This window comes from Campylobacter showae (genome assembly GCF_900573985.1).
Classification (GTDB): Bacteria; Campylobacterota; Campylobacteria; order Campylobacterales; family Campylobacteraceae; genus Campylobacter_A; species Campylobacter_A showae_E.
This window is the reverse complement of record NZ_UWOK01000001.1, coordinates 1,067,135-1,079,842: the sequence shown is the minus strand read 5'-3', so window position 1 is coordinate 1,079,842 and position 12,708 is coordinate 1,067,135. Positions and strand designations below refer to the sequence as shown.

The 12,708-nt window shown below is 48.4% G+C and carries 11 protein-coding genes; 7 read left to right on the top strand and 4 right to left on the bottom strand.

Annotated elements, in window-relative coordinates; genetic code table 11:
- The first annotated feature begins 5 nt into the window (after positions 1–5).
- Complete coding sequence (locus tag EE116_RS05430; RefSeq protein ID WP_122873566.1) at positions 6–1,343, top strand: PFL family protein; 1,338 nt, start codon at positions 6–8, stop codon at positions 1,341–1,343.
- A gap of 108 nt (positions 1,344–1,451) precedes the next feature.
- Positions 1,452–2,144: a cytochrome-c oxidase gene (locus EE116_RS05425; protein ID WP_122873565.1), complete on the top strand. Its 693-nt coding sequence runs from the start codon at positions 1,452–1,454 to the stop codon at positions 2,142–2,144.
- An 80-nt stretch (positions 2,145–2,224) separates the two neighbouring features.
- Here EE116_RS05425 and EE116_RS05420 read toward each other — a convergent pair whose 3' ends face one another.
- Together EE116_RS05420 and EE116_RS05415 are read right to left on the bottom strand one after the other, a co-directional pair.
- Positions 2,225–3,064: an alpha/beta hydrolase gene (locus EE116_RS05420; RefSeq protein ID WP_122873564.1), complete on the bottom strand. Its 840-nt coding sequence runs from the start codon at positions 3,062–3,064 to the stop codon at positions 2,225–2,227.
- 2 nt (positions 3,065–3,066) lie between these two features.
- The gene (locus tag EE116_RS05415; RefSeq protein WP_122873563.1) at positions 3,067–3,918 is read right to left on the bottom strand and encodes a radical SAM protein; all 852 of its coding nucleotides are present in this window, start codon (positions 3,916–3,918) and stop codon (positions 3,067–3,069) included.
- Between the two features lie 229 nt (positions 3,919–4,147).
- Between EE116_RS05415 and EE116_RS05410 the strand changes: the two genes are divergently transcribed.
- On the top strand, positions 4,148–5,737 hold the full coding sequence (locus tag EE116_RS05410) for an ABC-F family ATP-binding cassette domain-containing protein (protein ID WP_122873562.1): 1,590 nt from the start codon (positions 4,148–4,150) through the stop codon (positions 5,735–5,737).
- Positions 5,738–6,335: 598 nt separating this feature from the next.
- Here the strand turns inward: EE116_RS05410 and msrA are convergent.
- Both msrA and EE116_RS05400 read right to left on the bottom strand, forming a co-directional pair.
- Positions 6,336–7,448, bottom strand: coding sequence for a peptide-methionine (S)-S-oxide reductase MsrA (gene msrA, locus EE116_RS05405; protein ID WP_122873561.1), 1,113 nt, complete (start codon positions 7,446–7,448; stop codon positions 6,336–6,338).
- Between the two features lie 563 nt (positions 7,449–8,011).
- A complete protein-coding gene (locus tag EE116_RS05400) occupies positions 8,012–8,632 on the bottom strand; it encodes an IMPACT family protein (RefSeq protein ID WP_122873560.1) in 621 nt (206 codons plus the stop codon).
- 97 nt (positions 8,633–8,729) lie between these two features.
- Between EE116_RS05400 and EE116_RS05395 the strand changes: the two genes are divergently transcribed.
- The 4 genes from EE116_RS05395 to EE116_RS12750 all read left to right on the top strand — a co-directional run bounded on the left by EE116_RS05395 (position 8,730) and on the right by EE116_RS12750 (position 12,702).
- The gene (locus EE116_RS05395; RefSeq protein ID WP_122873559.1) at positions 8,730–10,313 is read left to right on the top strand and encodes a cyclic peptide export ABC transporter; all 1,584 of its coding nucleotides are present in this window, start codon (positions 8,730–8,732) and stop codon (positions 10,311–10,313) included.
- Positions 10,314–10,369: 56 nt separating this feature from the next.
- Entirely contained in the window at positions 10,370–10,639 is a 270-nt protein-coding gene (locus EE116_RS05390) for a DUF2470 domain-containing protein (protein ID WP_122873558.1), read from the top strand.
- A gap of 345 nt (positions 10,640–10,984) precedes the next feature.
- Positions 10,985–11,710, top strand: a complete 726-nt coding sequence (locus tag EE116_RS12755; protein ID WP_241091647.1) for a TonB-dependent receptor — start codon at positions 10,985–10,987, stop codon at positions 11,708–11,710.
- Positions 11,683–12,702 (top strand): TonB-dependent receptor domain-containing protein, encoded by a 1,020-nt coding sequence (locus EE116_RS12750; protein ID WP_338120540.1) that lies wholly within the window; start codon positions 11,683–11,685, stop codon positions 12,700–12,702. The genes EE116_RS12755 and EE116_RS12750 overlap by 28 nt, the downstream gene beginning before the upstream one ends.
- Positions 12,703–12,708: the final 6 nt, after the last annotated feature.

Here is a 12,708-nt window from a genome sequence, read left to right as displayed (position 1 = left end):
CACAAATGGACATCAAAAACGTAACCGAAACGATCGCGATGATCGAGGAGCAAAATTTCGACATCCGCACGATCACGATGGGTATCAGCCTGCTTGACTGCATCGATCCCGATATCGACAAAGCAGCGGAGAAAATTTACGCCAAGATCACCGACAAGGCGCGCGATCTCGTAAAGGTCGGTAATGAAATTTCGGCAGAGCTTGGCATTCCGATCGTAAATAAACGCGTCTGCGTAACGCCTATCGCCATCATCGGCGCGGCGACGGATGCTGCAGACTACGTCCCGCTAGCTAAGGCGATGGACGAGGCGGCGAAAAAGGTCGGTATCGACTTTATCGGCGGCTTTTCGGCGCTCGTACAAAAGGGCTACGCAAAGGGCGATAAAATTTTAATCGACTCCATCCCCGCCGCGCTCGCCGCGACGCAAAAGGTCTGCTCGTCGGTAAATATCGGCTCGACCAAGACGGGCATAAATATGAGCGCGGTCGCCGACATGGGGCGCGTGATCAAAGAAACCGCGCGGCTTTCGGATCTAGGTGCGGCAAAGCTAGTCGTGTTTGCCAACGCCGTCGAGGATAATCCCTTTATGGCGGGCGCATTTCACGGCGTGGGAGAGGCAGAAGTCGTCATAAACGTGGGCGTTAGCGGCCCCGGCGTCGTTAAGCGCGCGCTTGAGAAGGTGCGCGGAGCGAGCTTTGACGTGGTCGCAGAAACCGTGAAAAAGACGGCGTTTAAGATCACGCGTATCGGACAGCTCGTCGGTCAAATGGCGTCTGAGCGGCTGGGCGTGAAATTTGGCATCGTCGATCTCTCGCTAGCTCCGACTCCGGCGGTGGGCGATTCGGTCGCGCGCGTGCTTGAGGAGATGGGCTTAGAGCGAGTCGGTACGCACGGCACAACCGCGGCTCTGGCACTGCTAAACGACGCGGTCAAAAAAGGCGGCGTGATGGCGTGCAACCAAGTAGGCGGGCTTAGCGGCGCATTTATCCCCGTCTCGGAGGATGAGGGTATGATCGCCGCGGTGCGCGCAGGATCGCTAAATTTGGAAAAGCTCGAAGCGATGACCGCGATCTGCTCGGTGGGGCTCGATATGATCGCAATCCCGCAGGATACGCCCGAGCAGACGATCGCCGCGATCATAGCCGACGAGGCCGCGATCGGCGTGATAAATCAAAAAACGACCGCCGTGCGCATCATCCCAAAAGGTAAAGAGGGCGACACACTGGAATTTGGCGGGCTTCTGGGTAGCGCGCCCGTGATGAGCGTAAATAAAAACTCATCGGCGGACTTCATCGCCCGCGGCGGCCAGATCCCCGCGCCTATTCATAGTTTTAAAAACTAAATTTACAAAGTCCGCTCAAATTTGCGGACTTTATCTTTCAAATTTATACGCGATGTTTAATATCTTTTAGTTAAAATAACGCCAAAAATTTACGTCAAGGATCTATAAATGAAAATTTTACGTTTTTTAGCGGCGCTTTGTTTTGGCGCGGCGGTAGCATCGGCGGCTGGTGACGGCAAGGTAACGAGCATCGATATTTACGTGACGCCGTACTACTCGGCAAATGCCGGCAAGGCTGAACATGTAAAGGTTTACGACAAGATAGATGGGCTGCTAAAAAGCGGTACGCTAGAGGACTTTATGAGCGCGGAAAAGATCGTGCAGGACGCTCCGCAGATGGTCACGCCGATGACTCTTTTCGTGCTTTCGGCTCGCGCTTACGATCTTGACCTGCGCGACGAGGCGGTGTTTTGGTTTTATAACGCTAAAAACCGCGCGATCTTGCTAAGAGAGATTATAAATTTGGACGACGGTAGATTTTTTGAGGTCAAAAGCGCGATAGGAGCGTTTATCAAGCTAGTGGGCGACGTGGTAAATCCATACGCGTTTTGCGACATCAAAAAGCAGCAAGATATCGCCGCAAAATCGCTTGAGTGGAGCAAGGCAAACGTCTATGAAGCTATGTTTTTACCGGAGTTTGAGTCGCCTCATGCAGACAGAAAAGAAGCTCTCGCAAAAGCAATAGAAGCCCTAGAGGCACGCGCGCAAAAAGAAAAAGATTATTTTCTGGACGAGGAAAATTTGGCTAAATTTAAAGCCATGCGCAAGCAAAATAGAACCGACGAGAGGTTTTGTTTTTAGGATGCAAAGCGGGCTTTAACCCCCGTTTTCGTCAAATTTAACTAAGCTAGCCGCGTCAAATTTACCGCCGCAGCCCCGCTCTACTCGTCCAGCTTCTGCGCTAATTTTTCCCAAAGCTCGCTTAGACCCAGGATATCGTTATGACCGGCGTTTAGCTCGTAAATTTGATCTCCGGGTTTTAGAAATTTAAATAGCCTGCGCGAGTTATCCACGCCGATTAGCTCATCGTGCTCGCCGTGAAATATCGTCACCGGCCCGCCAAAAGCACCGACGAACTCAAACGTAGGAATTTTATATTTGATTAAAAATTTCGGCACAAAGGGCATTTTCTCGCGCGCCAGATCCTCTAGGCTAAAATAAGGCGCGATCAAAATCAGCCGCTTAGCGCCGTATTTTTGCGCCGCGCGAGCCGCTAGCCCGCTACCCACCGAGTAGCCCACTGCCGCGACCTCGCCCGCGTCATACTCGCGCAAAACCGTCTGCATCATCACGTCCGCATCCGCATAAAGCTGCTCCTGCGAGCTTATCTCGCCGCCGCTCTTGCCGTAGCCTCGGTAGTCAAATAGATAAAAATCATAGCCCAAATCCGTAAAATACCGCGCATACTTGCCCCAGCCTTGCAGATTGCCCGCATTACCGTGAAAAAATATCGCCGCGCCGTTTTTTGCCTTACGTTCACCGTTCGCGTCGCTATAAATTTGCCCGCCGTCCCTGCTCTGCGCTAAAAATTTTAGCCCGCTTATCCACGTGCCGTTTGCGTCCAGTCTTATCTCCTCAAACGGCTGGTCAAAGCTAAAATCATGGTTTGACTCAAGCTTGCTCGGGAAAAATATCAGCCGCTCCTGAAAAAAATAAAGCAGTGCCAAAAGCGCCATATATAGGATCAAAACCATAATGCCAAGCCGTAAAATTACGTTCATTTTTACCTTTCAAATTTATCTGCGCCAGATTTTCTCCGCTCAAAAAATATCCTAACCCTATCGCCGCCATCGCTTCCGAATTTCTCCCGTGCCGCGAGCCTGATCTCGCCAGCTAGCCGCTCGAAATAGCCATCATCTCCAAATAGATAAATTTGCTTATAAAGCGGCAAAAGCGCGGGGAAATTTCGCCCGATGAAAGCTAAAATTTTATCCCTAAAATTTGGATAGAGATTTAGCCTATCAAACCAAATCTCGTCCGCCGCGTCGCCGTAGCGGGATATGATATCAAAAACTGGCGTGATCTGCGGGAAAATCGGCGCGACGAAGATATATGTTTTAACTCCCGCGGCGCGCAGTTTTTTTATCGCTGCGATCCTTGCTGCTACGGGGCTCGCGCGAGGCTCCAGCGTGCGGCGTAAGCTTTCGTCTACCACGCTCAAACTCATGCCTATGCGGACGTTTGGCATGGTTTGCAGCAGATCTATGTCGCGCTTCACAAGGCTTGATTTGGTTAAAATTTGCAGGTTTGTATCCGAGCCCGCTAACGCTTCAAGGACTTTTCGCGTAGCTCCAAAGCGCGCCTCGTACGGATTATAGCAGTCGGTGACCGAGCTCATAAATACGCGCTCGTTGCCGTGTGAGGCAGCAAATTTAACTAAGCTTGCCGTATCAAATTCCTTCGCGTCCAAAAACTCGCCCCACGCCTCCTCGTGCCCCGTGACACCGCGCATAAACTCGGCGTAGCAGTAGATGCAGCCGTGCGGGCAGCCTATGTACGGGTTGATCGCATAGCCGCCGCTGCCGATTTTGGAGCGCGAGAGGATATTTTTGGCACGGATTTTTGCGACTTGCATTTGATTTTTGCCTTTAGTTGCTCGGATTTTTAGGAGAGATTTTAGCGAAAATTTGGACTTTAAGCTAAAACGACGCAGTTTTACCGATAAAAAGATAAACTTATCAAATCTAAGCTCGTTTTATAACCTACCCAAGTAGCACGCTACGCCGTTTTGCCGAAGTTTATACTGATTTTAAACGACTTTTTGGCAAAATCTACGGTTTAAAAAGTCAAATTTAAGGAAAAATATGCTTGAAGTCAAAAATTTATTAATGAGATTTAACGCGCAGCTGCTATTTGAGGACGTAAATTTAAAACTCACTCGCGGCAATCGCTACGGACTCATCGGCGCAAACGGCGCGGGAAAATCGACGTTTTTAAAAATCCTCTCAGGCGAGATCGAAGCAAACAGCGGCGAGATCGTCATCGAAAACGGGCTAAAAGTAGGCGTGCTAGGGCAAGATCAGTTCGCGTTTGAAAACTTTAGCGTCAAAGACGCCGTACTATACGGCAACAAACGCCTATATGACGCCGTCAAAGAAAAAGAAAAGCTCTACATGAGCGAGGAGTTTACCGACGCTATAAACGACCGCCTAGCGCAGCTTGAAATGATAAGCGCCGAGGAGGATCCTAGCTACGAGTACGAGGTGCGCATCGAGAAAATCCTAAGCTCGCTTGGTTTTAGCGACTTTGAAAAGCCGATGAGCGAGGTCGAAAACTCGGATAAATTTAAAGTCCTGCTCGCTCAAGTGCTATTTCCAAAGCCGGACATTCTTTTCCTCGACGAGCCCACCAACAACCTTGATATCGATAGCATAAAATGGCTAGAAAACGAGCTAAACCGCCACGAGGGCACGATGGTGCTAATCAGCCACGACCGCCACTTCTTAAACGCGGTTTGCACGCATATCCTAGACGTGGATTTTAAGAAAATCAGGCAGTTTGCGGGCAACTACGACGACTGGTACATTGCCTCGACGCTGGTTGCCAAACAGCACGAGATGGAGCGCGACAAAAAGCTAAAAGAAAAAGAGGAGCTGGAGAAATTTATCGCACGATTCTCCGCAAACGCGAGCAAAGCCCGTCAAGCCACCAGCCGCCAAAAGCAACTAAACAAACTCGACATCGAGGAGATCAAAGTATCAAGCAGACGCGATCCTAGCATACTTTTCCGCACCAAGCGCGACATCGGCAACGAGATCCTAGAGGTGCGCGGCGTCAGCAAAAAATACGACAAGGTTTTATTTGAAAATTTTAGCTTCAAGCTCGAAAAGAACGACAAAGTCGCTATCATCGGCGCAAACGGCGTGGGCAAAAGCACGCTGGCTAAAATCATCATCGGCGAGGTCGCTCCGGATAGCGGCGACGTGCACGTGGGCGCTACGATAGAGCCTAGCTATTTTGCGCAGGATACGACAAACAAAATCACCGGCGAGCTCAAACTCTACGAGTGGCTGCAAGACGAAAACAACAAGGACCTAGACGAGATCCGCAAGTGCCTAGGCCGCATGCTGTTTAGCGGCGCCGAGCAGGAAAAATCGGTCGGCAGCCTAAGCGGCGGCGAGAAACACCGCCTAATGCTAAGCCGCCTGATGCTAGAGCGCGGCAACCTACTCGTGCTAGACGAGCCAAACAACCACCTCGACCTTGAGGCCATCATCGCTCTAGGCGAGGCGCTGTATAAATTCGTCGGCAACGTCATCTGCGTGAGCCACGACCGCGAGCTCATCGACGCCTTTGCTAACCGCATCATCCATCTAAAAGGTAACAGTGAGGTCATCGATTTTAAGGGAACTTTTGAAGAATACGCCGCGATGAACGAGGGAGCGACGTCTTAAATTTATCTTTTTTTGATTTTAGCTTTGATTTGGCGGGCAAATTTGATGCTCGCTAAATTTAAAAGCAAATCCAAGCAGCAAATTTAGCTCCGTTTTACTGCTTGGATTTAAATTTTACTCGCACAGACCTGCACCGCGAAAGTGGTAAATTCGGTTTGATCAAATTTGACGCCATGTGTTAAAACCTCTCTACACAAAAACGATTGTTTGAAGTCGTCTTACTTCTTTGTTAAGGGGGAAGGGGCTTAAATTACGCTCTGCTTTGCAGTTGCGAGCGTAGCGAAGCAAAAGAGCTCCCTCCCCCTTAACGATCCCTTATCCCCTACGACGTGAGAAGTTGCTGCACTGCGTGCAGGTTAAATTTGACGCTATCGCGTCGCGTGTTTTAAATTTACATTTTCAAGATATGGGTCTCGGTGAGTAAAATTTGAAGCCGAAATTTACAAATTTGACTTCAAATTTGAACGTAAAACGATAAGGTGAAGTATTTTGAGATGATTTTTGGGGTTTTGAAGTTAAAATTTGACGAAGATAAGGCATATAGCCTATCGAGTCAAATTTTAACAAAATCCACAAAAAGCGCTCAAAAGACAAGCCGCTACTTTTTAGAATATTGAGAGTCGAGATACGGTATCAGATACCCATACCCCTGCTTCTCCATCTCATCCTTCGGCACAAACCTCAGCGCGGCGCCGTTTATGCAGTATCTTAGCCCTCCTTTGTCGCGCGGACCATCGTCAAATACATGCCCCAAATGCGAGTCCGACATCGCGGTTTTGACCTCGGTGCGCACCATGCCGTACGATAGATCGGACTTTTCGGCGATCAGGCTAGCATCTATCGGCTTCGTAAAGCTCGGCCACCCGCAGCCCGCGTCAAATTTATCATACGAGCTAAAAAGCGGCTGACCGTTTGTGATATCGACGTAGATGCCGATGCGCTCCTCGGCGTTTAGCTCGCTGCTGTGCGGTCGCTCGGTCGCGGCGTGCTTTACGACCTCATATGAGATGGCGCTGAGCTCATTTTTTAGCGCAGCGTCGTCTTTGTTTTTGTAGTTTTGCAGATTTTGCTTCATATCGCGCTTTTTGTCGCTCAAAATTTCGCCCTTTTTAGGCAGGCTCTCAAAGGTCACGTGGCAGTAGCCGTGCGGGTTTTTGTCCAGGTAGTCCTGATGATACTCCTCGGCTTTGTAGATATTTTCTAGTGGCGCGACCTCGGTTACGATGGGCGCTTTGTAGTTTTTTTGTTGCTCGGAGATAAAGGCTCTGATCGCCGGCTCGTCCGCCGCATCGGTGTAGTAAATACCCGTACGGTACTGCGTGCCGCGGTCGCCGCCTTGCTTGTTTAGGCTAGTGGGATCTATGGTGTTAAAGTAAAATTTGAGCAAATGCGGCAGGTCGATCACGTACTCGTCGTATTCGACCCAGACGGCCTCGGCGGCGTTCGTATCGCCCGTGCAGACCTGCTCGTAGCTAGGGTTTGGCACCTTTGAGTTTGCGTAGCCCGTGTAGGTGCTAACCACGCCCGGAAGCTGCTTGAGATAGGCCTCCGTGCCCCAAAAGCAACCGCCTGCCAGTACGATCGTTTTGTTCGCGGCCGCAGGCTCTTTTGTTTTATGATTCATCTGTTCTCCTTGTAAATTTAAAAATATACCTAAAAATAGCGCCAAAGCACCGACTATTCCTACTGTTTTTAACGTTTTGCCAAGCATTTTCGCTCCTTGTGGCTTAAATTTTTGATTAAATTTGATTCGGGCAAATTTGGCTTCAAATTTGACGGTTTTGCATTTTACGCACCGAGACCCGCATCTTGAAACTGCTAAATTTGGGTTGGTTAAATTTAGCGTTGCGAGTTTGGTTTCCTTGCGTAAATTAACCTTTCTTGTTAAGGGGGAAGGGGCTTGAATTACGAAGTCGCTCCCTTCCCCCTTAACGGATCCCCCAACCCCTACGACGTGAGAGGTTGCTGCACTACGTGCAGGTTTAATTTCAGCGCTTACGCGCTTCAAATTTTAAATTTGCATTTTCAAGATGCAGATCTCGGTGGGTAAAATTTACAAATTTGACTTCAAATTTGATCGCAAAAAAGATAAGGCGAAGTATCGCGAGATGATTTTTCGAGTTTTGAAGCAAAATTGAGCGTGCGCTAGGCATATAGCCTGCGGAGTGAAAATTTTGCGAAATCTCGGAAAAGCGCTCGCGAGACAAGCCTTAGCCAAAATCAGCAAAATTATAACCGTCTAGCATAAACCCAACGTGAATTTTGCCTCTTAATTTATTCTCGCGCGGCTAACGGCAAGGCGTAAAATTTAAACCCCTCCTGCTCAAACCCGCTCGCAAATGCCTGAAATTCCTCAAATTCGGCGCTGCTAAACTCCGCTCGCCAGATCGCACCCCCTTCGTTAAATTCGCGCTCAAAGCCTAGATTTCGCTTTTCAAAATAGTGCTCAAAGCGCGAGCCAAGCGCGTACGGCGTAAAAAACAGGCAAAGCGATTTTATCTCAAATTTAACCAGCGCCCCGCAGCCCTCAGCCTCCTCTATCGCCGCATTTGCCGCTGTGCCATAAGCTCGCACGAGCCCGCCCGTACCTAGCTTTATCCCGCCAAAATACCGAACGATGAGCGCGCCCGCGTTTACGAGCTGGGCGCCTCTAAGCGCATTTAGCGAGGGCTGTCCGCTCGTGCCCTTTGGCTCGCCGTCGTCGCTTTGATTTTCCACTATCTGACCGTAGCCGTTTCGCTCGCGCAGCGCCCACACGACGTGCGCGGCCTTTGGATGCTCGGCCTTTAGCCGCTCGTGAAGGGCTTTAAACTCGCAGATCGGGCACAAAAAACACAAAAACGTCGATTTTTTGGCTTCAGTTTTGGTCGATACGACCCGCAAAACCGTTTGCAAATTTCTCCTTTAAATAAAGCCCGATTTTAGCGAAATTTTAAAAATATTCTTATAAAATGGCGACTAAAATGAAATAAGCTCTCAAAAAAGAATGAAAATGTTTAAAAAAATATCAAAAAAAACGTTTTGGCAAATCATCGCTATGATCGTTTCCAGCGCCGTTTTTAGCGGCTCGGGGATCTTAATACTAGCCTTTATCAACAAATACCTCTTAAATTTAAAAGAACAAGACGCTCAAATTTTGCTCGCGTTTTTCGCGCTTTTGATTTTGTTTTTGGGCTTTTCGGTGCTCTCGCGTATCGCTCTTAGCGTGATCGGCAACGACTTTGTCTACGAGCTGCGAGCCAAAACGATAAAACGGATCCTAGATACCGCAAATCAAAAAATCGTAGCCGCGGGCAAGTCAAATTTGATCGCCTCGCTCTCAAGCGACGTGCGCAGCCTAACCGACGGCTTTATGCAGGTGCCAAGCATTATCCAAGGCGTGCTTATCATCGGCGCGACGGGCGCTTACGTGCTTTACATCTCGGCCGAGATTTTCGTGTTTTTGGTGCTTTGGATGAGCGCGGCGACATGGATTTGCCGATACTTCATCAAAAATATCCACAAATACTACGAACAATGCCGTAACGGCGAGGATGCGCTGTACCGCGACTATCAGACCTGCATCGAGGGGCATAGGGAGCTTAGCTTAAATTTAGCCCGCGCAAAGCGGCTTTTTTGGAACCGCTTTATCCCAAACGCAAAAAGCCTGCGCGAAAACATCGTAAAAGCCGAGATCCATCAATCCTTTATGAGCAACTGGCTAAACACCGTGATGTTAGGCGCCGTGGGTATCGAGATATATTTTTGCCTAGCCTACGACGCCGCAAGCCTGCAAGACGCGATCACGGTTGCGCTAGCGATACTTTTTTTGCGAGCGCCTCTCATGATGCTGCTTTACTCGGTGCCTAGCGTATTTCGCGCGCGTATCGCTTACGAGCGGCTAAAAAAGCTAGACCTAGCGCCATTTGAGCCGGAATTTGAGCTGGGCGAGACGGCTCCGCAAATTTGGCAAAAACTGCGCCTAAAAGATATAAATTTCGCCTACGATGAGGGGAGCGAATTTGCGCTAAAGGATATAAATTTAGAGATCAGACGCGGCGAGACGGTGTTTTTGATCGGTAAAAACGGAAGCGGCAAAAGTACGCTATTTATGATTTTAGCAGGGCTTTTAGCGCCAAAAAGCGGCGAGATGTTCGCAGATGACGTCAAGATCACCGAGTCAAATTTAAAAAGCTACGCAAACACGATCAGCGCGGTGTTTAGCGACTTTTATCTCTTTGACGAAGTGATGAGCGACGATGAGACGCTGATAGAGGGGCTGCTAAAAAAGATGTCGATAGAAAACAAAGTAAGCGTAAAAGACGGGAATTTTAGCACGCTAAATCTCTCCCAAGGCCAAAAAAAGCGCCTCGCGATGGTCGCGGCGTTGCTTGAAAAGCGTAATTTTTTGATCCTTGACGAGTGGGCGGCCGATCAAGACCCCGAGTTTAGGCGGCATTTTTATACGGAGTTTTTGCCAGGGCTTAAGGCGCAAGGCTATACTGTTTTTGCGATCAGCCACGACGATGCGTATTTTGATGCGGCGGATAAAATTTACGAGATACGAAACGGGCAAATCGCGCTCGTTAAGGGCTAAATTTCAGCTAAAGATGGTTAAAATAACGGATATCATTTTAAAATCAAGGAGACATAATGCAGCTAAGCGAAGAGGCAAGAGAAGCCAAAGACATGGCGCTAGGTATGATGAATGATAACTTCATCGGCCTTACAGAGGATATGTGCGCGAAATTTGGCGGCTTTACGAACCCGCAAAACGTCAAAATGACCGATATCACCGAGGACGGCATGCACATCGCGTGCGATGAGGGCGAGGTCTTCGTGCCGTTTGAGAAAAAAGCCGAACTAACGGTCGAGAGCCTACGCGACGAGGTCATAAACGTCGTAAACAGCATGGAGGGGTAAACCTCCTCTGCTCCATTAGCAGTAGCACAAATTTACTGTGTCTGCTTGCTTTTATATCAAATTTAACCCTCAAATTTACTCCACTTCAAATTTATTTTAAAACCTTTCAAATTCGGCCTTTAAATTTCACGATTTAAACGCGCAACATCGTCCGTAAAACTAAATCTAAAATCTCACGAGCGTCGTTATAATCGTAAATCAAAATTATAAGAATTGATTTTTATTATTAATTAATACCAAAAATAGTAAAATAACGAGAATTTTTATCATTATTAATTATAATAAAACAAAGGGAGCCAAAATGAGCAAAAAAGATTAGGCGCGCAAGGCGGCAAATTTATACTTTTGTCGCTCGTTGCAGCCGCGAGCCTAAACGCGCAAACCCAAAACGTCACGCTTGATGCCGCCATAGTAACGGCGACGGGCTTTGAAAGCGCACTAAAAGAAGAGACCAGAAATATATTCGTCGTAACCAAAACAGACATCGAAGCCTACGGCTACCGCACGATAAAAGAGCTCGTAGAAAAGATCCCTAGCGTCAATTTCGTCAGCACTTCAAGCTTAGGCGAAAACATAGATATGCGCGGGCAAGGCATGCGCGGAGACGGCGCGACGCCAACCATGGCCGTAAAAATCATGCTAAACGGAGTGCCGATAAATATGGTTGATGCGGCGCACGGCATCATACCGCTTGAGATGATCGCGATCGAGGACGTCGAGCAGGTCGAAGTGATGCCAGGAGGCGGGGCCGTGCTATACGGCAGCGGCACTAGAGGCGGCGTGGTAAATATCATCACCAAGCAAAGACCGCGAGATTTTTTCGCAAACGTAAGCTCAAAAATCGGCTCGTATAGCTACCGCGACGCCACAGCAACCGTCGGCGGAAACGTGAGCGAGGATCTGTTTTTAAAATTTAGCGGCAAAGCATTCGGTCAAAAAGGCTACAGACACGACTACAAGGAGCGCGGATACTACCTAAGCGGCGGGCCAAACTACAAATTTAACGACTCCCACTCGCTAAATTTGACGCCTAGCATATTTAAATCAAAAAGGAACGATCCGGCACCCTAACCCAGGATCAAGTTTCGCAAAACCGCAGACAAAACGCCAATAACGGCCTAACAAAGCTTTTTGAAAACGAAAAAATCGACGTAAACGCCGTTTATGAGGGTAAATTTAACGACTTTTACTCGGTAAATTTGATGCCGTATTATCAAAAAATCAAAATCAAAACCTCATCGACCGAGTCGGCTCGCGGCGTGCGCTATCCGATGGAGGGGCTTTTCGGCGATAAAAAATACGGCGTAAATTTTAAAAATAAGCTTGACTACGGCAGCGGCGAGTTTATCTTCGGCTACGACTACGAGCAAAACAAGGGCGAAAGAGAGTCGCACTATGCCGTAAAAATGTCGCCAGTGATGAGTATGAAGCACGATACGACGCTCGATCTAGAAAAGACCACTCACGCGCTTTATTTTATGGAAAAGCATAAATTTACCAAGCTTTTCGACCTAAGCTTCGGGTATAGATTTGAGCTCGCGCAGTACGAGGCGAGCAGAGTTTCTGATATGAAAGGCTTTAGAAACGGCATGCCTTTTCCTCCGATGACCAGCTACAACGCCATAAGCGACGGCAGAGATATCGACAACCACGCGTTTGAGTTTACGCCCAATTTCAGATACTCAGACACGGGAAACGTATATTTTAAATTTGAGCGCGGCTACATCTCGCCCTCGCCTTCTCAACTAACCGACAAAGATCAGATCACTAAACAATACAAATTTAACGACCTAAAATCTGAAAAATTTAACACCTACGAGATCGGGCTAAAAGATCACGTCGCGAGCATGCCGGTAAACGCTACCGTGTTTTTAACCGATACTAGCGACGAGATAGCCTATGCCGAGCTCGGGGCCAATCACGGAGACGCTTGGAAATACTACAACATCGCAAAAACCAGACGCTACGGATTTGAGTTTTTTAGCAGGCAAAATCTCTTTGATAAGCTGATTTTGAGCCAGTCGTACGCCTACGTAAACGCCACGATCAAAAAAAGGCGATAACGCCGG

Bases quoted from the DNA above. Each gene is read 5' to 3' on its own strand.
- EE116_RS05410 (WP_122873562.1), top strand. From the start codon at position 4,148: ATGCTTGAAGTCAAAAATTTATTAATGAGATTTAACGCGCAGCTGCTA.
- EE116_RS05395 (WP_122873559.1), top strand. From the start codon at position 8,730: ATGTTTAAAAAAATATCAAAAAAAACGTTTTGGCAAATCATCGCTATG.
- msrA (WP_122873561.1), bottom strand. From the start codon at position 7,448: ATGCTTGGCAAAACGTTAAAAACAGTAGGAATAGTCGGTGCTTTGGCG.
- EE116_RS05415 (WP_122873563.1), bottom strand. From the start codon at position 3,918: ATGCAAGTCGCAAAAATCCGTGCCAAAAATATCCTCTCGCGCTCCAAA.
- EE116_RS05425 (WP_122873565.1), top strand. From the start codon at position 1,452: ATGAAAATTTTACGTTTTTTAGCGGCGCTTTGTTTTGGCGCGGCGGTA.
- EE116_RS05430 (WP_122873566.1), top strand. From the start codon at position 6: ATGGACATCAAAAACGTAACCGAAACGATCGCGATGATCGAGGAGCAA.
- EE116_RS05420 (WP_122873564.1), bottom strand. From the start codon at position 3,064: ATGAACGTAATTTTACGGCTTGGCATTATGGTTTTGATCCTATATATG.
- EE116_RS05390 (WP_122873558.1), top strand. From the start codon at position 10,370: ATGCAGCTAAGCGAAGAGGCAAGAGAAGCCAAAGACATGGCGCTAGGT.